22 protein-coding genes are annotated in these 20,017 nt (G+C 66.7%); 17 read left to right on the plus strand and 5 right to left on the minus strand.

Going from position 1 to position 20,017, the window contains the following annotated elements; translation table 11 throughout:
* The first annotated feature begins 83 nt into the window (after positions 1 to 83).
* From rbfA to CURSPS6_RS10615, 6 genes are all read left to right on the plus strand, one after another.
* Positions 84 to 659 (plus strand): 30S ribosome-binding factor RbfA, encoded by a 576-nt coding sequence (gene rbfA / locus CURSPS6_RS10590; RefSeq protein WP_082470468.1) that lies wholly within the window; start codon positions 84 to 86, stop codon positions 657 to 659.
* Positions 660 to 1,697 (plus strand): tRNA pseudouridine(55) synthase TruB, encoded by a 1,038-nt coding sequence (truB, locus tag CURSPS6_RS10595; RefSeq protein WP_030016040.1) that lies wholly within the window; start codon positions 660 to 662, stop codon positions 1,695 to 1,697.
* Positions 1,694 to 2,065 carry a hypothetical protein gene (locus CURSPS6_RS10600; protein WP_030016041.1) on the plus strand — a complete coding sequence of 124 codons (372 nt, stop codon included), beginning with the start codon at positions 1,694 to 1,696 and terminating at the stop codon, positions 2,063 to 2,065. Before truB ends, CURSPS6_RS10600 begins: the two co-directional genes overlap by 4 nt.
* A gap of 49 nt (positions 2,066 to 2,114) precedes the next feature.
* Positions 2,115 to 2,561 carry a hypothetical protein gene (locus CURSPS6_RS10605; RefSeq protein WP_235503754.1) on the plus strand — a complete coding sequence of 149 codons (447 nt, stop codon included), beginning with the start codon at positions 2,115 to 2,117 and terminating at the stop codon, positions 2,559 to 2,561.
* Between the two features lie 69 nt (positions 2,562 to 2,630).
* On the plus strand, positions 2,631 to 3,350 hold the full coding sequence (locus CURSPS6_RS10610) for a DUF4345 domain-containing protein (protein ID WP_051687924.1): 720 nt from the start codon (positions 2,631 to 2,633) through the stop codon (positions 3,348 to 3,350).
* Positions 3,351 to 3,437: 87 nt separating this feature from the next.
* Positions 3,438 to 4,457, plus strand: a complete 1,020-nt coding sequence (locus CURSPS6_RS10615) for a bifunctional riboflavin kinase/FAD synthetase (RefSeq protein WP_035811075.1) — start codon at positions 3,438 to 3,440, stop codon at positions 4,455 to 4,457.
* Positions 4,458 to 4,530: 73 nt separating this feature from the next.
* Here CURSPS6_RS10615 and CURSPS6_RS10620 read toward each other — a convergent pair whose 3' ends face one another.
* The 4 genes from CURSPS6_RS10620 to CURSPS6_RS10635 all read right to left on the minus strand — a co-directional run bounded on the left by CURSPS6_RS10620 (position 4,531) and on the right by CURSPS6_RS10635 (position 6,992).
* The gene (locus CURSPS6_RS10620) at positions 4,531 to 5,358 is read right to left on the minus strand and encodes an aldo/keto reductase (protein ID WP_030016045.1); all 828 of its coding nucleotides are present in this window, start codon (positions 5,356 to 5,358) and stop codon (positions 4,531 to 4,533) included.
* A 56-nt stretch (positions 5,359 to 5,414) separates the two neighbouring features.
* Positions 5,415 to 6,170: a 5'-methylthioadenosine/S-adenosylhomocysteine nucleosidase gene (gene mtnN / locus CURSPS6_RS10625; protein WP_235503755.1), complete on the minus strand. Its 756-nt coding sequence runs from the start codon at positions 6,168 to 6,170 to the stop codon at positions 5,415 to 5,417.
* Entirely contained in the window at positions 6,167 to 6,625 is a 459-nt protein-coding gene (locus tag CURSPS6_RS10630) for an S-ribosylhomocysteine lyase (protein ID WP_030016047.1), read from the minus strand. Before CURSPS6_RS10630 ends, mtnN begins: the two co-directional genes overlap by 4 nt.
* Positions 6,626 to 6,689: 64 nt before the next feature.
* Positions 6,690 to 6,992, minus strand: coding sequence for a helix-turn-helix transcriptional regulator (locus tag CURSPS6_RS10635; protein WP_030016048.1), 303 nt, complete (start codon positions 6,990 to 6,992; stop codon positions 6,690 to 6,692).
* Positions 6,993 to 7,099: 107 nt separating this feature from the next.
* On the opposite strand from CURSPS6_RS10635, the gene CURSPS6_RS10640 reads away from it, so the two are divergent.
* The 4 genes from CURSPS6_RS10640 (at position 7,100) to CURSPS6_RS10655 (ending at position 10,986) form a co-directional block, all read left to right on the plus strand.
* The gene (locus CURSPS6_RS10640; protein ID WP_051687925.1) at positions 7,100 to 8,497 is read left to right on the plus strand and encodes a site-specific DNA-methyltransferase; all 1,398 of its coding nucleotides are present in this window, start codon (positions 7,100 to 7,102) and stop codon (positions 8,495 to 8,497) included.
* Between the two features lie 13 nt (positions 8,498 to 8,510).
* Positions 8,511 to 8,834 (plus strand): hypothetical protein, encoded by a 324-nt coding sequence (locus CURSPS6_RS10645; RefSeq protein WP_030016050.1) that lies wholly within the window; start codon positions 8,511 to 8,513, stop codon positions 8,832 to 8,834.
* Between the two features lie 13 nt (positions 8,835 to 8,847).
* Positions 8,848 to 9,690, plus strand: a complete 843-nt coding sequence (locus tag CURSPS6_RS10650; protein WP_051687926.1) for a methyltransferase domain-containing protein — start codon at positions 8,848 to 8,850, stop codon at positions 9,688 to 9,690.
* Positions 9,691 to 9,768: 78 nt separating this feature from the next.
* On the plus strand, positions 9,769 to 10,986 hold the full coding sequence (locus CURSPS6_RS10655) for a PLP-dependent aminotransferase family protein (RefSeq protein WP_030016052.1): 1,218 nt from the start codon (positions 9,769 to 9,771) through the stop codon (positions 10,984 to 10,986).
* Here CURSPS6_RS10655 and CURSPS6_RS10660 read toward each other — a convergent pair.
* Complete coding sequence (locus CURSPS6_RS10660) at positions 10,983 to 11,621, minus strand: DNA-3-methyladenine glycosylase (protein WP_035811076.1); 639 nt, start codon at positions 11,619 to 11,621, stop codon at positions 10,983 to 10,985. The genes CURSPS6_RS10655 and CURSPS6_RS10660 overlap by 4 nt on opposite strands.
* 245 nt (positions 11,622 to 11,866) lie before the next feature.
* Here CURSPS6_RS10660 and rpsO point away from each other — a divergent pair, with 245 nt between their 5' ends.
* The 7 genes from rpsO (at position 11,867) to CURSPS6_RS10695 (ending at position 19,994) form a co-directional block, all read left to right on the plus strand.
* A complete protein-coding gene (gene rpsO / locus CURSPS6_RS10665; protein ID WP_030016054.1) occupies positions 11,867 to 12,136 on the plus strand; it encodes a 30S ribosomal protein S15 in 270 nt (89 codons plus the stop codon).
* Positions 12,137 to 12,418: 282 nt separating this feature from the next.
* Positions 12,419 to 14,656: a polyribonucleotide nucleotidyltransferase gene (locus CURSPS6_RS10670; protein ID WP_030016055.1), complete on the plus strand. Its 2,238-nt coding sequence runs from the start codon at positions 12,419 to 12,421 to the stop codon at positions 14,654 to 14,656.
* A gap of 161 nt (positions 14,657 to 14,817) precedes the next feature.
* The gene (locus CURSPS6_RS10675; protein ID WP_051687927.1) at positions 14,818 to 16,179 is read left to right on the plus strand and encodes a M16 family metallopeptidase; all 1,362 of its coding nucleotides are present in this window, start codon (positions 14,818 to 14,820) and stop codon (positions 16,177 to 16,179) included.
* A 39-nt stretch (positions 16,180 to 16,218) separates the two neighbouring features.
* Positions 16,219 to 16,536: a DUF3870 domain-containing protein gene (locus CURSPS6_RS10680; RefSeq protein WP_030016057.1), complete on the plus strand. Its 318-nt coding sequence runs from the start codon at positions 16,219 to 16,221 to the stop codon at positions 16,534 to 16,536.
* 118 nt (positions 16,537 to 16,654) lie between these two features.
* Complete coding sequence (locus CURSPS6_RS10685; RefSeq protein WP_030016058.1) at positions 16,655 to 17,809, plus strand: DUF819 domain-containing protein; 1,155 nt, start codon at positions 16,655 to 16,657, stop codon at positions 17,807 to 17,809.
* Positions 17,809 to 18,957 carry a dipeptide epimerase gene (locus CURSPS6_RS10690; RefSeq protein ID WP_051687928.1) on the plus strand — a complete coding sequence of 383 codons (1,149 nt, stop codon included), beginning with the start codon at positions 17,809 to 17,811 and terminating at the stop codon, positions 18,955 to 18,957. Before CURSPS6_RS10685 ends, CURSPS6_RS10690 begins: the two co-directional genes overlap by 1 nt.
* Positions 18,954 to 19,994: a C40 family peptidase gene (locus CURSPS6_RS10695; RefSeq protein ID WP_030016061.1), complete on the plus strand. Its 1,041-nt coding sequence runs from the start codon at positions 18,954 to 18,956 to the stop codon at positions 19,992 to 19,994. Before CURSPS6_RS10690 ends, CURSPS6_RS10695 begins: the two co-directional genes overlap by 4 nt.
* Positions 19,995 to 20,017: the final 23 nt, after the last annotated feature.

Raw genomic sequence — 20,017 nt, forward strand, 5'->3', positions numbered from 1 at the left:
GTACCCTGGACATCGGCCCGTTTTTACGGACACCACCCATGACCATCGCGTCGAATGACGACGCGGCGACCTGAGGAGACAACATGGCTGACGCAGCCCGCGCGGCCCGCTTGGCGGACCGCATCAAGGTCATCGTGGCCCAGGCCCTCGAGCGGCGGGTCAAGGATCCGCGGCTCGGATTCGTCACCGTCACCGACGCGCGCGTGACCAATGATCTGCAGCACGCGACCGTCTATTACACGGTCTACGGCACCGAAGATGAGCAGGCGGGGACGCGAGCGGCGCTCGAGTCGGCCAAGGGCATTCTCCGCTCTGAGGTCGGCAAGAACATCACGGCACGCCTGACGCCGACCCTGACCTTCGTGCCGGACGAGGTCCCGGTCAACGCGAGCCACCTGGAGGGCATCCTCCGGGAAGCACGCGCGCGGGATGCGGAACTGGCCGAGGCCGCCCGCGGCAAGAGCTACGCCGGGGACGCCGATCCGTACAAGAAGGACGACGAGCCGGAGACCGCCGCAACCCGCCACATCGACGAAGCGCGGCAGGACGTCGGCGGTCTGCGAGACGGTTACGATCCGGTCGACGAAGATTTCGGCACCACCGGAGGGGACCCGGATTCCGGTTCCCAGGCGGCCCGATCAGAGGAAGCTCCCGAGTAGGTGGCACGTCGGCGCAATGCACAGGACGGCCCGGCGGGCCTGATCGTCGTCGACAAGCCCCACGGGTGGACCAGCCACGACGTCGTGGCCAAGATGCGACGCATCACCGGGACCCGCCGTGTGGGCCATGCCGGCACGCTGGACCCGATGGCCACCGGAGTGCTCATCCTGGGAATTAACCAGGCGACCAAGCTCCTGACCTGGGTCAGCGGCGAGGAGAAGACCTACGACGCCACGATTCGCCTGGGCCAATCGACCGTCACGGACGACGCCGAAGGCGAGGTGACCGCGACCGCCGCCGAGGACCGCGTGCGGGGCCTCGAGTGTTCCCGCGTCGAGGCGGCAGTGGCGCATCTGACGGGGGATATTCAACAGGTTCCCTCCGCGGTATCGGCGATTAAGGTCGACGGTGTGAGGTCCTATGCCCGGGTCCGCTCGGGGGAGGACGTCGAGCTCGCCGCCCGCCCCGTGACGGTTCACGCCTTTGACGTCCACGGGCTCCGGGAGGCGACGACCGATGAGGCAGACGCGGTGCTCGACGTAGACGTGTCCGTGCGGTGTACCTCCGGAACGTACGTTCGCGCGCTGGCCCGCGACCTCGGGGAAGCCCTCTGCGTGGGTGCTCATCTGACGAGCCTGCGCAGGACGTCGATCGGCGAGGTCACGATCGGCGATGCGGCGACCCTGCCGGACCTGGAGGAGAGGCAACAACACGGCCGGGAGCTGCCCATGCTGCCGATGGCCGAGGCTGCCGACCGGCTCTTCCGCCGCCGCGATCTCACCGCCGAGGAGGCCTCGGCGCTTTCCCACGGACGCTGGATCGAGCCCACACCCGGCTTGCCGCAAGCGGGAAGGCCCTCCGGGGCCAACGATGTCGTGCCGGCGAACCACCTGGCCGCGGCCTACGCCCCGGACGGAACGTTCGTGGCCTTGGCGCAGAATCAGGCGCGGCGCGGGCGTCCGGTCGCGGTGCCGCACCTGGTGTTCGCCTCGGGCCGATCCTTTGAGGCGACCGACGAGAAAGGACCCAACCCGTGATCGCCGGTTACGACCTCTGGTTCTGGATCGCCGCGGTTCTCGGCGCGGTGGCCGCCCTGACGTGCCTGATCCAATTCTTCCGAGGCAAGGCCCCGGATGACCTGTCCCAAGGCTCCGTCCTGATCCTCGAGGCATTCCTGCTGGTTTACCTCGTCGGCTCGATCGTGATGCAGGTCGTCACCGACGGGCCCTCGGGAGACGCCTGGGAATACTACGGTTACCTCCTGACGGCCATGCTGATCCCCGCGGGAACTTTTATCTGGTCCCTGACCGAGCGGACGCGATGGTCCACCCTGATGTTGGCGGTGGCCGGGCCGATCATCGTCGTGATGGTTCAGCGGATGAATGTGCTCTGGTACTACTACTGAGCCCGGACGCCGTCCCACCGCCCACCGAAGCATAGAAAGTTCGAAACCCTTGAAGAATGACGCCGAGACCAGGCCAACGCCCCAGCGCAGGGGCCCCTCCGCAAAGTCCCGCGGCCCCGGGATGATCCTCGTGGCCGTCTACGCCGTGTTCTCGCTCTCCGCGGGCGCACGCGCGCTTTACCAGATCCTGGTGAAGTTCCAGGAAGCCCCGGTCTCCTTTGCGTTGTCGGGCATCGCGGCGGCCATCTATATCTTCGCGACCGTCTCGCTCGCGCGTCGAGGAGTCGGCTCGTATTGGTCGGCGGTCTGGGCGATCGTCGTGGAATTCCTCGGCGTGATCGCCGTTGGCATTTTCTCCCTCGTGCGGCCCGACCTCTTCCCCCTGGCCTCGGTCTGGTCCCATTTCGGGGCCGGATACGGCTACGTCCCCCTGGTTCTGCCGATCGTCGGGCTGCTGTGGTTGTATCGGAATCGGCCCGCCACCGGCGCACGCTGAACCCGGCCGTGCCGTCTCCGCTCTAGAGTGGTAAGCAACAGCAGTCACCGTATGAGAAGGGAAATCACGATGACGACACCCCCAACGCCGGACAACGGCGGGACCCCCGGGCCCCGCTCGGATGGCCCGTGGGCCGGACGAGCCGCCGAATCCGCACCGTCGAATGCCCAGCCGACCGATCGGGTGGCCGGCCCCGGACGAGCCGAGCGTCCCCGGGCGGGGGAGCCCGCGGGCCACGCGGCCGGCGACGCCGCATCGGGCCGGTCCTCTCGCGGGACGACCACCAAGAATTCCCAGAAGTCATCACGCCCAGGCCAGGCCAAGCAGCAGGACTGGGGGCTCTTCCGGACGGTCGTCGCCCTGTACGGACTGGCCATCATCGCCTACGGCGTGTGGCAGATCGTCGCGGGAACCACGGCGCTTCCGGGCGAGACCGAACGCCCCAGCGCGACCGTGGCGGGCTCGTACGGAGCCATGGCCGCCGTGCTGTGCGGGGTCGGCGCCGCGTTTGTGGCGATCGCGATCAAGTTTAAGTGGGCGAATGTGCTCTGGTTCGTGTGCCTCATGATCTTCATGGGCGGCATCGGCCGGATCCTGGCGTGGGCGATTTTTGGCCTTCCGAACGCCCTCATGATCGTTCTCATGGTCCTGGATTTGGTGATCCCGCCGTGCCTGCTCGTGTGGCACGCGTGGGTCACCAAGGCAAATCGCATCCGGCGAGACATGACGCAGGGAGCGTCGCCTTCGGCCGAGGCCCAGCGCGGAAAGAAGCGCGCGCGGCGTTCGTAGGGGCACCGGCCGGAAACCACCGGTCGGCACAGACTAGAATGAGCCCGCGACCCGAGGACCGGGTCGGCTCATCATCCAAGGAGATTTGTGGACTGTTTCAGGAGTCTGGACCAGGTTCCGGAAGACTTCGGGGCCACGGCGGTGACCATCGGAAATTTCGACGGCGTCCACCGCGGCCATACGCGCGTCATTCAGACGGTGGTCGAGCAGGCCCGTGCCGCGGGCCTCAAGGCCGTGGCGATTTCTTTCGACCCCCATCCGGCGCTCGTGCACCGATCTGATGTTCCGCACTACCCGATCATGGGAATGCGCGACAGCCTGGATCTCCTCGACGAGCTGGGGCTCGACGCGCTCGTGCTACTTCCGTACTCGCTGGAGTTCGCTCACCAGACCCCCGAGGACTTCATTCGCCAGACCTTCGTCGAGGGCCTCGCCGCGAAAAAGGTCGTGATCGGGGCCGACGTGAGGTTCGGTCGGCACAACTCGGGCGATCTCGAGACCATGCAGGCGCTGGGGGAGGAATACGGGTTCGACGTCGTGGTGGTCGAGGACCTGTCCACCGACAACGACCTCGGCGAGCTGACCGGCGACGCCCCGCATCGCCGATGCTCCTCCACCTGGATCCGCGAGCTGTTGGCCGCCGGCGACGTCGAGACGGCCGCCAAGCTCTTGGGTCGCTTCCACCGGATGCGCGGCGAAGTGGTCCACGGCGCCGCGCGCGGGCGTGAGCTGGGATTTCCCACGGCCAACATGGCACCGGGCTCCGACGGGCTCATCCCGGCAGACGGCGTCTACGCCGGATGGCTCCACGACGAGGCCGGGTTGCGCTGGCCGGTCGCGATCTCCGTGGGCTCTAACCCCACCTTCGAAGGGGTATCGCGTCAGGTCGAGGCGCACGTGATGGGCCGTCCGCAGGAAGAGGTCGAAGACTTCAACCTCTACGGACAGAACGTGCTCCTCGAGTTCGTGGCGCATCTGCGGCCCATGGTCGCTTACGAAGGCATGGACGCCTTGATCCGGCAGATGGCCCAGGACGTCGACGACGCGTGGGCGGTTTTGGGTCAGAGCTCATCCTCGGGTCCGGTCCCCGGAGCACCCCGGAGCTAGCACGGATACGCGCAGGCCCCCTCGAGATCATCGTCTCGAGGGGGCCTGCGCGTATCCGTGGGCCGGCCGGGGATCAGAATTCCTCGTGGGTGCGGGGATCAAAGCCCTTGAGCCCGATGCCCGTGTGCAACAGCGCAATGGTTTTCATCTGCTCGTCGCTGAGCTCCCAGTCGAACACGTTGAGGTTCTCTTCCATGCGGGCCGGCGTCGACGTCTTCGGAATCGGCACGATCTTGTTCTGGACCATCCACCGCAGAACGACTTGCGCCGGGGTCACACCGATCGTGTCGGCGATATCGCCCAGCTCGGGGGTCTCCTCGAGGTTCTGCATGCGGCCCAGGGGCGACCAGGCTTCCGTCACGATCTTCTTCTTCTCGTGGTAGGCCCGCCACTTTTCTTGTTGCTGCCGGACCTGCAGCTCGATCTGGTTGACCACCGGGATCTCGCTGGTTTCCTCCTCCAACCGGTCGATGTGTTCCGGGAGGAAATTCGAGGTGCCGATCGACCGGACGAGCCCTTCTTCCTTGAGGGCGATGAGCGCCTTCCAGGACTCGACATAGAGGTTGACCGAGGGATTCGGCCAGTGGATCAGGTACAGGTCCACGTAGTCCAGGCCCATCGTCCGCAGGGATTCCTTGGCGGCGGCGATGGTCGTGTCGTAGCCGTGGTCCTTCCCTGCGAGCTTGGTGGTCACGAAGATTTCCTCGCGGTCCACCCCGGAGTTCAGGATGCCCCGGCCGACCCCGCGCTCGTTGCCGTACTGCGCCGCGGTGTCGATGAGGCGGTGCCCCCGGATGATCGCCTCGGCCACATTGGCCTCGGCCTCAGCATCGGACATCGGGTAGGTGCCGTAGCCGATCGCGGGAATATCGCGACCGTCACGCATGGTGTACGTCTTCATTATCGGTCTCCTTGAATGGTGTGGACGGTGAGTCGATCCAGCGGATTGCTCCGCGATCAGTCGGTGGCTTCCGAGCTCAGGGCCATGGTCTTCAGCACGACGCGGGCGGATCGCTCCGCCACGACGTCGACGGCCATGTGAAAATCCTGGTCCGCTGCGGGGCCGCACAGGTCCGAGATGCCGCGCACCGAGAGAAACGGCACGTCGTGGGAGGAGCAGACCTGCGCGATGGCCGTGGTCTCCATGTCGGTGGACAGCGCCTCGGGAAACATTTGCCGGGCATCCTTGACGTTGGCGGCGGTGACGAAGGAACCGCCGGCGAGCATCGGGCCGACCAGGTGGGTGCCCTCCTCGGCCGGGAGGCCCCGAGCCGCCGCCAGGAGAAGGGCATCCGAGGCGTAGTCCACGGGCATTCCCGGAACCTGGCCTCGTTCGTAGCCGAAGGCCGTCGCGTCCGCGTCGGTGAAGGTGTAGGTGGTTCCCACCGCGACGTCGCCAACCTCGACGTCCGCGCGGAGCCCGCCGGCGCTACCCGCCGAGAAGACGGCCCGGGGCGCGCACGCGGCTATCGCGCTCGTCGCGGCGCTCGCGGCGTTGACCAGCCCGATCCCGGAGCGAACCAGGAGGATCGGCTGCCCGTCGTGGTCGAGCGCGGTAAACCGGGCCCGGCCGAAGTCCACCGGCTCGCCCAAGCGCGTGCATCGGTCCAGGAAAGGACGCGCTTCTTCGTCCATGGCGACCTGCACGACGACCCCGCCGTCGATCCTGCGCGAGACGTCCTCGGGAAAGTTCAGCGTGGCCGAGGCGCTCACGCGTAGACCTCGGACCATTCGTCACGCCGGCGCAGGAACTCGCGGACGGCGTCCTGGGCGCCGGCGAGCGTGTGGTTGGTGCCCCAGCCGCACTGCGTCGCGTTGGCCGCCGGAACCTCCTCGGCCTCGGTGATGTCGCGGAAGGTCTCCTCCAGAACCGGCAGGAAAGCGTCGGGCTCCAGGCCCAGGGTCAGGGCGTAGAAGCCGGTCTGGCATCCCATGGGGGAGAAATCGATCAGCGCATCGGTGTGATTGCGCATGTGTTCGGCGGTCAGGTGCTCGATCGAGTGGACGACCGGCATGTCCAGGTGGTCGGTGTTCGGCTGGGCGAAGCGCACGTCGTACTTGATGAGCGTGTCACCGCCGGGAAGCTCTTTGCGGTCGGCGATGCGCACATAGGGTGCGGCGACCTTGGTGTGGTCCAGATTGAAGGATTCGACATTCATCTTCTGCATGAACCAATTGTCGCGCAGAAGTGCGCAGGGGGACAGACCGACGGGGCACGATCCGTAACGTGGCTCAGGAATCGACGTCCACGGCGTCGTGCGGCAGGGGCGCCTCCTGGGGCCAGATGGCGTCGAGGACCTCCTCGCGGGGGATCTGCAAGATCGCGACGATGCGCATCAGAGAGCGCAACTTTGGATTCGAGGGGCTCCGGCTCGCGCGGTCGCTGTAGCCGTATTCCATCTGTTGATAGTGCTGGCGCGAGATGCCGGCCTCCAAGGCGACCTTTTCCTGAGAGATGCCGAGATCGGCGCGGTAGGTCTGCAAGAGACTCCCCAGCCGCTGAGCGGTGTCGCGGTCGAGGGAGTCGGAAGTCATTGCACCAGAATCGGTTCGCCTGCGGGTCAGGTCTACCAAGTGCACTTTGCGAAACTTCGCTATCCTGTGATGCAAAGTGTACACGGCGGGCGATCGAGGGGGCAAGGGTGCTGCACGAGACCGAACCACCGCGGTCGGGCGACGGTACAGAAATCTACGGTCTGACCTGGCCGGGGAAGGCCGCGGCCCGCGCGCTCGCGGAGGCTCCGGCGCGGGCCCGGTTCACCGCTCTCGACGGCCGGCCGGCTCACCCCGATCGCAACGTGGTGATCGAGGGGGATAGCCTCGTCGCCCTCAAGGTCCTCGCCCGAACCCACGCGGCGGCCTTCGACCTCATCTACGCGGATCCTCCCTATAATTCCGGGACGTGCGCCGACTATCGTGACGATTTCCGGCGATCGCAGGCCAGCGAGGACCGGGCGGCGTCGGGGCGCGAGGCCTCAGGGGCCCGATCGAGCGCCGGGCGCCGTCATTCCCTCTGGCTCGACCTCATGTATCCGAGGCTTCTGCTCGCGCGCGAGCTGCTCGACGCATCGGGCGTGGTGGCCATCTCGATCGACGACCACGAAGCCCCCAGGCTGCGGCTGCTCCTGGACGAGGTCTTCGGCGAGGAATGTTTTGTGGCGACGGTCGTGTGGGAGAAGAAATATGCCCCCGCGAACGACGCGAAGGGTTTCTCCGCGGTCCACGAATACATCCTGATCTACGCCAGCCCGGGCCGCTCCTGGGGGCTGCTTCCGCGCACCGAGCGCATGGATCGACCGTATCGCCACGACGACGGCGACGGCCGGGGGAGGTATCGGGCCAGCGATCTGTCCGTGCGCACCTATCGGGTCGACCGCGACTATCCCGTGGTCAACCCCTCGACGGGGCGAGCGCACCGGCCCCCGAAGGGTAGGTCCTGGTCGGTATCCCGGGAGGCCATGGTGCGGCTCATCGCCCAAGGGCGCATCTACTGGGGTGCTACGGGGACGAGCGGCCCGCAGCTCAAGCGCTATCTGTCCGACGTGCGTCCGGGAGCCGTGCCGACGACGCTCTGGGGGCGCGAGGCCGCCGGCCATACCCACGGCGCCCGGGCCGAACTGCGGAAACTCTTCGGCACCACGGGCGTCTTCGAGACGCCGAAGCCCGTCGAGCTCATGCAGCGGCTCCTGCGGGTCGCGACGGGTCCGGAGAGCATGGTCCTGGACTTTTTCGCCGGATCCGGCACCACCGCTCACGCGGTCATGCGGCAGAACGCCGTGGACGGGGGTCGGCGGGGCGTCGTGCTCGTCCAGAACGGGGAGCGGGTGGATGCCCGCCGGAAGCCGGAGATCGCGGCGGATTATCCGAGGATCATCGATGTGACCAGGGAGCGCGTTCGTCGGTCGGCCGCGGCCATTTCGCGCGAATTCCCGGGGTGGGCGCCGCCGACTTTTGCGAACCTGCGCCTGTGTGACGAGCCGGAGGGCTCATTGGCGAACGTCCAGGACGGTGAGCTATACCAGAGGAAGCACATTCATTGACGAAAGGACCGCCATGTCTGCAACCGCCCCCACCCTCTACTCGACCGCCGGACTGATCGGTGGCTACGGCGTGGCCCGAGCCACCGGAAATCGCCCCCTGGGCGGCGCCGTCCTCGCCGCCGCGGGTGCCGCCGCGTTCCGCGGATGGCAGAAGAATGCCGGAACGGGCACCGCCGCGGCCCTGACCGGCGTGTACGTCCTGTCCTTCGGCCTCTCACACCCGTTGGCCAAGAAGCTCGGCGCCTGGCCGAGCGTCTTCGCCGTCACGGCCGCGACCGGTGCCGCCTCGGCAATTCTCGGCCGGGACCTGGGGGTCAAGGCCTCCGGGCGAGACTAGGCCTGACGCCCCGATGGCACGCCATCCGGAAGAACCGGCCAGGCGCGGGGACGCCGCGGGTGCCGCGTGGGACCCCACGCAGTACCTGAAATTCGGCGATGAACGATCCCGCCCGCTCGCGGATCTCCTGCAGCGGGTTCCCCTGGAGGGCGTGCGACGCGTCGTGGACCTCGGGTGCGGGCCCGGAACGGACACCCCGCTGGTGCACGCCCGATGGCCCGAGGCGCACGTGCACGGCGTCGACAACAGCCCCTCGATGATCGAGGAGGCACGTCGGCGGGCAGGCGCGCATTCCGACTACGAGCTTGCCGACGTGCGGCAGTGGCTCCGCGCCGCGGCCCGCGGGGAGGGCGGGCAACCGGCCCCCGAGCTGATCATCTCGAACGCCGCGTTCCAGTGGATCGACGGGCACCGTGACTTCCTGCCCGATATCGCCGACCTGGTCGCCCCGGGAGGGGTCTTCGCTTTTCAGGTTCCCGGGAACTTCGATGCCCCATCGCACGCCTTGCTGCGGCAGATCGCCGCCAAGCCGGAGTACGCGCGACACGTCACCGAGAAGCTCAGGGATACCGTGATCAGGGCCCACGAATACCTCGCGGACCTGTCCCGGCCGGGGTGGCGGGTAGACGCCTGGGAGACCACGTACCTGCACGTCTTGCAGGGGGAGAACCCGGTGTTTGAGTGGATCTCCGCGACCGGGGCGCGTCCGGTCCTCAACGCTCTTCCCTCCCCAGACAAGGAGCGGTTCAGCGAGGAATACCGGGCCGCGCTGCGGAAGGCCTACCGGGCCGAGGAGCACGGGACCGTGATGCCGTTCCGGCGAGTCTTCGTGGTCGCCACGAGAACCGCCGCCTGAGCGCCTCCCCGCGCTCCGTATCGATATATGAGACATTATGGACACCACCACACCACCGCATGATCTGAAAGAGGAACAATGACCACGGGCGTCACAGAATTCATCCCCAGGCTCTCCCGCAATTTCGCCGGGACAGAAGACTCCCCGGTCCGGGCGCTCCTGGACCTGGTGAGCCGGCCGGGCGTGATTTCTTTCGCCGGAGGAATTCCGGACCCCGAGTACTTCGACCTCGAGGCCATTCGCGCCGCGTACCAGGCTTCCCTGGATCGGCCAGAGCGCTCGCTGCAGTATTCCTCGAGCGAGGGAGAGCGTGAACTCCGCGAGATCCTGGCGGCCAACCTCACGGTCGAGGGAATCCCGACCCAAGCCGACGACCTGTTGGTCACCACCGGATCCCAGCAAGGCCTGACGCTGATGGGCCAGGTCATGGTCGATCCGGGTGACGTGATCCTCGTTGAGGACCCGACGTACCTCGCCGCGCTGCAGACCTTCGGGCTCTCGGGGGCCCGATTCGTCGCGGTGGACTGCGACGAGGAAGGCATGATCCCCGACAGCCTGGAATCCTCGATCGCCGAGCACGACCCGAAGCTCGTCTACCTGATCCCCAGCTACCAGAACCCCAGCGGCCGGACGATGTCGATGCAGCGTCGACGCGCGGTCGCGGACGTCTTGTTGGCCACCGGAACGATGCTCATCGAGGACGACCCGTACTCGAGCCTGCGGTACTCCGGCGAAGCGTTGGACGCGATCTGTTCGTTGGACGGGATGGCCGAGCAGACGGCCCTGTTGCAGACCTTCTCCAAGTCTGTGGCCCCCGGGATCAGACTGGGCTGGGCCCGCGTGCCGTCCTCGATCCGGGACGCGATGATCGTCGCGAAGCAGGCGATCGACCTGCACAGTTCGACGGTCGATCAGTACGCGGCCGCCTACTACCTGGCGCACCCGGAAACCCATCGCTCCGACGAGGAAAAGCTGCGTGTCTACGGCGAACGGTGCCACGCGATGGCGCGGGAGCTCCCGCGCGCGTTGCCGGCCGGATCACGCGTCACGACGCCGCAGGGCGGCATGTTCCTCTGGGCGGAGCTGCCCGAGGCCTATGACACGGACACGTTGTTGCCCTACGCGATGCGGGAAGGCGTCGGATTCGTGCCCGGGAGCTCGTTCCACGTCGACACCAGCATCCGCAACACCATGAGGCTGTCCTTCGTGACCAACGCGGAGGAAGACATCGTCGAGGGCGTGAACAGGCTTCAGCGAGCCGTCGCCGCGTACGAGGCCGAGCAGCTCCAGGGCTAGAGGACCTCGAGGGCCACGCGCAGGGAGCGAGGGGAGCTGACGGTCGGGTCGCCCGGGATCCAGTAGCGAAGCGGGGCATCGGCGTTTTTGCTGATGCCGATCCGTCGACCCCTGACCATCTCGACCGGCCCGGGCGCTTCCTGGATCCAGAGGTCCGTGTCGGGGTGGGCCTCGCGTTGCCGCTCGGCCTCCGGGTCCCGGCCCGAGACCGAATGGACCGGGGTCGCGTCGTCGGACAGGGTGAGGCCCAGCGCCGCCCCCAGATTCCCGGGGCCGCGGGCGAGGCCGGCGTCGGGGGCCGTGGGCCCGCGACGCGCCCGGACGATGTCGATCCCTTCGATCACCTCTCCGCCGCGCATGAGACAACCGCTGGCCGTCCCGTCGGGCGAACACACGAGATTTCCGGCGCGGTGAATTCCGTATGAGGCGTAGACGTACAGGTGGCCCGGGGCGCCGAACATCGTCCGGCACCTGGGGGTAGGGCCCTTGTGGGCGTGGGAGGCCGGGTCCGCGGTGCCGAGATACGCCTCGACCTCGGTGAGGCGAATCGTCACGCCGCCGCGGCGCAGGATGGCCCCGAGGAGTTGCGGAGCGACCCGGTCGGCGGGTTCGGAGAAATCAATCATGGTCGCCATGCTGTCACGTTCGGGTCGCGAGTCTCACACCGCGGAATCGCCGCGGCGCGCCGTTGGCCTTCCGACAGGGGGCGTCCTTCCGCTAGAGTAGGGGTACGTCTGGCTGCAGTCCGTGGTTGCCAGACGTCCCTCGCGTCGTGATCCTCGGCTGGCTTTGTCCAGACCGGGACTGTCCGCGACGCAGGGGTTCCCGGCGGCAGACACCGTATCGGGTGGTTCACGGCACTAACTCTAGGAGTTATTCAGTGGCATTGGATCCCGCTGTCAAGCAGGAAATCATTAAAGAGTACGCAACCAGCGAAGGCGACACCGGTTCGCCCGAGGTTCAGGTTGCGGTTCTGACTCGTCGCATCAGCGACCTGACGGAACACCTCAAGTCCCACAAGCACGACCACCACTCGCGTCGTGGCCTCATGATCCTGGTCGGTCGCCGCCGCAACATGCTCGGCTACCTGCGCCGGATCGACATCGAGCGTTACCGTACGCTGATTCAGCGTCTCGGCCTTCGCCGATAACAACGATGAGCGTGAGCGGCGGTGCTGCTTTCGGGCTTTGAGTCTCCATTCATGGAAGACTAGGGACCGAGAGCGGCACCGCCTTCTCTCTTCGTGAGCACGGAACTCCGTGCCGCGGACCCCGCGGGAGGAACCCGGGGGTCCAATAGGAAAACAGCGTGGACCCCGGCCTCTCCTCACGGTCCTCGGTAGTGGCTTCCGGATGACGATTCATCCGTGGGCCTCGATCGAAGACCGAGTCGAGGCGGGTTCGCGCGAACAATCAAGAAATGGAGGTGACCCTTGGAGGGTCCCGAGATTCAGTACGCAGAAGCCATCATCGATAATGGCAAGTTCGGTCAGCGCACCGTTCGTTTTGAAACGGGCCGTTTGGCCCAGCAGGCCGCGGGCTCGACGCTCGTGTCCATCGACGAAGAAACCACGATGCTGTCCGCGACCGCGGTCGGCAAGCACCCGCGCGAAGGATTCGACTTCTTCCCGCTGACGGTGGACGTCGAAGAGCGCATGTACGCCGCGGGCCGCATCCCCGGCTCGTTCTTCCGCCGCGAGGGACGCCCCTCGACGGACGCGGTCCTCGCCTGCCGCCTGATCGACCGCCCGTTGCGCCCCGCCTTCGGCAAGGGCATCCGCAACGAGGTCCAGGTCGTCGTCACGGTTCTGACCATCGATCCGGACGAGATCTACAACACCGTGGCGATCAACGCCGCGTCGATGTCCACCACGCTGTCCGGTCTGCCTTTCCAGGGCCCCGTCGGTGGCGTCCGCGTCGCCCTGATTGACGGCCAGTGGGTCGCATTCCCCAAGCACTCCCAGCTCGAGAACGCCGTGTTCGACATGGCCGTCGCCGGTCGCGTCGTGACCAAGGCCGACGGAACCGAAGACGTCGCGATCATGATGGTCGAGGCGGAAGCCACGGACGACTCCTGGAACCTCATCCAGTCCGGCGCCACCGCGCCGACCGAGGACGTCGTGGCCGAGGGCCTCGAGGCCGCCAAGCCCTTCATTAAGGCGCTGTGCGACGCCCAGTCCGACCTGGCCCAGCGCGCCGGCAAGCCGACGATGGAAATCGAGCGCTTCGGTGGCTACGGCGACGACGTCGCCGAGGTCGTCGAGTCCAAGTTCGCCCAGAAGGTCAAGGACGTCTACTCGATCGCGGCCAAGCAAGATCGCGAGGTGGCCTCCGAGAACCTTCAGAAGGAGATCGTCGAAGAGCTCGCCGGAGAGGGCAAGCAGTTCGAAGGCCGTCTGGACGAGGTCAACGGCGCCTTCAACGCCCTGACCAAGAAGACCGTGCGTCAGCGGATCCTCACGGATCAGGTCCGCATCGACGGTCGTGGGCTCACCGACATCCGTCAGCTCACCGCCGAGGTCGAGGTCCTGCCGCGCGTGCACGGCTCGGCCATCTTCGAACGCGGCGAGACGCAGATCATGGGCGTCACGACGCTCAACATGCTCAAGCTCGAGCAGCAGATCGATTCGCTGTCGCCCGTGAAGTCCAAGCGGTACATCCACCACTACAACTTCCCGCCGTACTCGACCGGTGAGACCGGTCGCGTCGGTTCGCCGAAGCGCCGCGAGATCGGCCACGGAGCGCTCGCCGAGCGCGCCCTGACCCCTGTCCTGCCGTCGCGCGAGGAATTCCCCTACGCGATCCGCCAGGTCTCCGAGGCGTTGGGCTCGAACGGCTCGACCTCGATGGGCTCCGTGTGCGCCTCGACCCTGTCGTTGCTCAACGCCGGTGTGCCGCTGCGCGCGCCGGTCGCGGGCATTGCGATGGGCCTGGTCTCCGACGAGGTTGACGGCGAAACCCGTTACGCCGCGCTCACGGACATCCTCGGCGCCGAGGACGCGCTGGGCGACATGGACTTCAAGGTGGCCGGAACCTCCGAGTTCGTCACCGCGATCCAGCTGGACACCAAGCTCGACGGCATTCCCGCCTCCGTGCTGGGTTCGGCCCTCAAGCAGGCCCGCGAGGCCCGCCTGCACATTCTTAGCGTGTTGACCGCGGCGATCGACGCCCCGGACGAGATGAGCGAGTTCGCCCCGCGCATCATCACCGTGAACGTGCCCGTCTCCAAGATCGGCGAGGTCATCGGCCCGAAGGGCAAGATGATCAACCAGATCCAGGAAGACACCGGAGCGGACATCTCGATCGAGGACGACGGCACCGTGTTCATCGGGGCCGTGGACGGACCGTCGGCCGAGGCCGCGCGGTCGGCGATCAACGCGATCGCCAACCCGCAGGTCCCCGAGATCGGCGAGCGTTACCTGGGCACGGTCGTCAAGACCACGACCTTCGGCGCTTTCATCTCGTTGACCCCCGGCAAGGACGGTCTGCTGCACATCTCGGAGCTTCGTAAGCTCAACGACGGCAACCGCGTCAACGACGTCGAAGACGTCGTGGGAGTGGGCCAGAAGGTCCAGGTCGAGATCACCAAGGTCGACGACCGCGGCAAGCTGTCGCTCGCCCCGGTGGTCGCCGAGGACGAGGCCGGCGCCGCCGGCAACGACGAGGACTAATCTCCCGCCCGACCACGAGGCCCCGGCCGAATTCCCCCGCGAATTCGGCCGGGGCCTCGTCGCGTCGAGAACCGTGCGCTCCGTACCCTAGACTGATCGCCGGGACCCCGCGGAGCGCGCCCCGACCACCGTGACCGACCAGTGAGGAACGACCAGCCGACATGCCGTATACATTGGGGCTCGAACCCGAGGACCTGACCGAGGAGATGCACGCGCAGGAGGGGCGCCTCGTCTGGGCGGGCGAGGGCGGCAACGAGGTGCGCCGCTCGGTGCTTCCCGGCGGCGTCCGGGTCCTGACCGAGCGCATGCCGGGACAGCGCAGCGTCGCGCTGGGCTTCTGGGTCGGTGTGGGATCCCGGGACGAGGAAGCCGGGATGTACGGATCCACCCACTTCCTCGAACACCTGCTCTTCAAGGGCACCACCCGCCGCAACGCGTTGCAGATCGCCGAGGCCTTCGACGCGGTAGGCGGCGAGTCCAACGCCCTGACGGCGAAGGAACACACCTGCTACTACGCGCGGGTGCTCTCGGAAGACCTCCCGATGGCCGTCGACGTGATTGCCGACATGGTGACCTCGGCGGTTCTGGACCCCCAGGAACTCGAACAGGAGCGCGGGGTCATCCTCGAGGAGATCGCGATGGATCTGGACGATCCGACCGATGTTGCCTTCGAGAACTTCACCGCGAAGATCATGGGGGAGCACCCGTTGGGGCGGCCGATCGGTGGCACCCCGTCGGAAATCACCTCGGTGGCGCGCGAGGCGGTCTGGGACCACTATTCACGGCACTATTCGCCGGATCGACTGGTCATCTCCGTCGCGGGTGGGCTCGAACATCGCGACGTCGTGCGCCAGGTGCTCGACGCCTTGGAGCGCTCCGGCTGGGACCTGAAGGAGTCGGCGATACCGGCCCCGCGCCGGGTGCGTCGGCCGGCGCCGTTGACGCCGCAGGTTGGCGACCACGTCGTCGACCGGGCCTTCGAACAGGCCAACGTGATCATCGGAAGCACCGGGCTGATCGCGGGCTCGCCCCAACGTTTCACGATGTCCGTGCTCAACGCCGCGTTGGGAGGCGGCATGTCCTCGCGTCTCTTCCAGGAGATCCGGGAGAAGCGGGGGCTCGCGTACAACACCTTCTCCTTCGGCGGATCGTACTCGGACGCGGGGTACTTCGGCATGTACGCGGGGTGCACGGCCGACAAGGCGCCCGCGGTCGTCGGGCTCATGCGGGACGAGTTGCATCGGTTGGCCCACGACGGCATGAGCGACACCGAGCTGGATAAGGTCACCGGCCAGCTGAGCGGCGCGACCCTCCTCGGCAGCGAAGACGCCGGATCGCGGATGTCGCGGTTGGGCCGGTCGGAACTCGATACCGGCCATTTCACCGATCTCGACGAGCTGCACCAGAATATCCGGGCCGTGACCGCCGGCGAGGTTCAGCGGCTCGCCGCGGACCTCGCGGAGCGGGAAACCGTGACCACGTGGGTCGGGACCGGCATCGCCGACGAGGTTCCCGCGTCGTAACGTGTGCGCAATCACTGTGATCTGGGTTAAGGTTTGACCATGTGTTCTTCGATCTTCGTCACCGGCGAAGCGAAATCCCCGTCGAACAACCCGATCACTAACCAGTTCGGCCTGTTCTTCATCGGGATCGTGGTCGATCGCGGAACCCACCGAATCCTCGATGCGGAATGCACGGCGACGTTGGCCCTGACGAATAGCTTCGTCCGGAGCTTGATCGTCGGGGCCAACCTGTTGGAGGAGGAGGGTCTGGTCGAGCAGATCTCCGCCAGATACCACGGTTCGTCCCAGCGAGCCCTGATCACCGCATTGCGCAATGCGGCGGCCAAGTATCGCGGGGTCGCCGTCACCGAGCAGTAAGCACATCTGATTGCTTGGCCCTTTCCCGAGGGCCGGATCCAGTCGGAAACATCGAGACCTCATGGTCCCGTGTTTCCGGCTTTTTCTTTGTCACGAGGTGCGGGAAGGAAATACCACCATGATCACCGAAGGATTCCTCTACCTGGGGGTGCTTCTGGGGCTGGCCGCCGTCATCGTGTACCTAGAGAAGAGGACGCGCTACGCCTTCTTCCGGTACGTGCCCGGTTTCGTGCTGATGTATATCATCACGGCCCTCATGAACACCTTTGGCGTTTTTGAGCAAACGGACGACGTCGCCGCCACCGGGGCCTCCGTCCAGGACGCGCTGTTGCCCGCGATGATCCTGTTGCTGCTGTTCCAGTGCGACGTCCGCAAGATCATCAAACTCGGCCCGAAGCTCCTGCTGACCTTTGTGGTCACGGCCTTCAGCATCTTCCTGGGTTTCGTGGTCGCCTACCTGGTCTTGCAGAAGACCTTGGACCCCGAGGCGTGGAAGGCCCTCGGCGCCCTCTCGGCTTCCTGGACGGGCGGATCGGCCAATATGGTCGCGGTCCAGTCGATCCTCCAGGCGCCGCAGGACGTCTTCGGGTACGTGCTGATCGTCGACACCATCATCTACTCGGTATGGCTCCTCGTGATGTTCGGGTCGGTCTCGATTTCCGAGAAATTCAACGCGTGGACCAAGGCCGATACGAGCTATCTGGACGAGCACTCGGGCAACCAAGAGGAGGTCGCGAAGAAGCCGATCGATCAGGCGTCGCTCATGTGCGTGATCGGATTCAGCATCCTCATCTCGGCGTTCGCGACCAAGATCGGTGAGCTCTTGCCCGAGATCGGCGTGGTCGTCACCGGCAGCACCTGGACGATCCTGATCGTCAGCGTGCTCGGCCTGGTGATCGGTTCGACCAAGCTGGGCGCGGTGGCCGGATCCAGCGAGGTCGCGATGGTCATGCTGTACATGATCATCGGCATCATCGCCTCGCAGTCGGACTTCGCGTCCCTGACGCAGGCGCCGCTGTATCTCGTCGCCGGCGTCATCGTGATGGTGGTTCACATCGTCATCATGGTGGTTTACGCGAAGCTGACCCGGACCGAACTGTTCAGCCTCGCGGTGGCCAGCACGGCCAACATCGGTGGTATCGCCTCCGCCCCGGTGGTCGCGAGCGCCTTCAACCGTCAGCTCGTCCCCGTCGGCGTGCTCTTCGCCCTGATCGGGGCGTTTGCGGGCACATTCTTCGGTCTGCTGACCGCCCAGGTCTTGGCGGTGCTGTGATGAGCGAGACGACACGCGCACCAAGCAACGGGTCCCTCTCGGCCGACGGTCGGTTCAGACTGACCGACCTCCGCGCGCGACCGTACAGCGGCCCGCTCAAACGTCCGTTCGTCACCTCGCGCCGCAGGGTCGACTCCGTCCAGGGCGTCCTGGTCGAGGTGGATCTGGACAACGGTGCCCGAGGCATCGGCACCACCGCGGAAACCTGGGCGGTGACCGGGGAGTCCGTCGCCTCGATCCTCGCGACGATCAACGGGCCGATCTTCGACTCCCTGACGGGGCGGGACCTGTGCCTGCGGGAGGCCGCGGATGCCGTCGCGACGTGCTGCCAGGGCAACACGAGCGCGAAGGCCGCGGTCGACGTCGCCCTCCACGACGCCTGGGCCTCCGGCCTGGGGGTTCCGCTCGCCACGGCCTTGGGCGGAAACACCGCCGGAACCCTCGAGACCGACATGACCGTGAGCCTGGCGGATCCCGACCGCATGGCCAAGGAAGCCGTCGCGGCATGGGCGGACGGGTTCGAGATCCTGAAGATCAAGCTCGGCCAGGATTGGCAGCGGGACGTCAACCGGTTGGAGACCATCCGCGAGGCGGTTCCCAGGGCCCGATTCCGGTTGGACGCCAATCAAGGCTGGAACGCCAAGGAGGCCATCTCCGCGATCCGCCGATTGGAGGACGCCGGTCTTCCGATCGACCTGGTCGAACAGCCGACGCCCAAGCACGACCTGGTGGGCCTGGCCAAGGTCACGGCGGCGGTCGACACCCCGATCATGGCCGACGAATCCGTGGCGACGCCACGGGACGCCCTCGAGATCATTCGCCGGGGGGCCGCGGACCTGCTGAATATCAAGCTCGCCAAATGCGGCGGGATCGGGCCCGCCCTCGCGATCGCCCACCTGGCCGAGGCCGCCGAGATGGGCTGCATGATCGGCGCGATGATGGAGCCTCGACCGTCCATCGCCGCGGCGATGCACCTGACCATGGCCCACCCGGCCATCACCATCGTGGACCTCGATTCGGCCGAATGGATCAAGGATTCCCGGATAACCGGGGGATACGCGCGTCACGGCGCAAGCCTCCGACTCTCAGACCGCCCGGGGCTAGGGATAGACCTGGACGATTCACTCACGGAAGGATCATTCGCATGAAGACCCCACGAATCATCGTCGCGACGCTGGCATTAGCGGTGGCCTGCACCACGACCGGCACGGCGGCGGTGGCGCAGTCCGGAACCCACAAGACCGAAGACCAGGGCGGTATTTCCGTCGGCGACACCGCATACGTCGACACCGAGGTCGCCACGCTGTGGACCGAGCCGAATATCGCCAGGGACATCGATCGGCCCTCGACCACGAACCCCGTGGACTTGGACCGGTGGAACGCGAATATGGAGGATACCGACACGCGCGGCTGGCTGACCGGCCACCTCGAGACGCAGGCCCTCTACGGCAGCGAGGTCGAGGTCGACGAGATTTCCGGGGACTGGGCCAAGGTGGTCGTCCACGGCCAAGATACGCCTCGGGATCCGCGGGGTTACCCGGGCTGGGTTCCGACCCGGCAGCTGGTCGACAACGGATCCTTCGCGCAACAACGGGCCCAGTCACCGCGCGCCGTGGTGACCGCGAAGAAGGCGGGCTTGACCGGGGAATCCGGCCCGGCCGGCGGCGAGCTCAACCTCAGCTTCAACACCGAACTGCCCGTGGTGGGCCATCACGGCGACGCCGTCACGGTGGCACTGCCGGACGGCGGGCGAGGCACGGTGTCGGCCGACGACGTCGAGGTGTATCTGCCGGGGCAGAGGCCACCGCGACCGAGCGGCGAGGACGTCGTGGCGACCGGGAAGCAATTCCTGGGTCTGCGCTACCTGTGGGCCGGGATGTCCTCGTACGGATACGACTGCTCCGGCTTCACCTACAACGCGTACCGCGCCCACGGCATCAACATTCCGCGCGATGCCGACGCGCAGGCGGAATACGGTACGTCGGTGGCCGAGAAGGACCTGCGGCCCGGCGACCTGCTCTTCTTCGCGAAACCCGGTGGCACCGGCGCGGTGCATCACGTCGGCATGTACATCGGCGACGGAAAGATGATTCACGCCCCGAACGAATCCACGAGCGTCTCGATCGTCGATTGGAAGCAGTGGGACTCCCAGGGAGAATTCTCGGGGGCTCAGAGAATGATGTGATCGGCCACGATGACCCGTTCGGC

Origin of the sequence: Curtobacterium sp. S6 (assembly GCF_000710345.2) — a bacterium.
Classification (GTDB): domain Bacteria; phylum Actinomycetota; class Actinomycetes; order Actinomycetales; family Micrococcaceae; genus Rothia.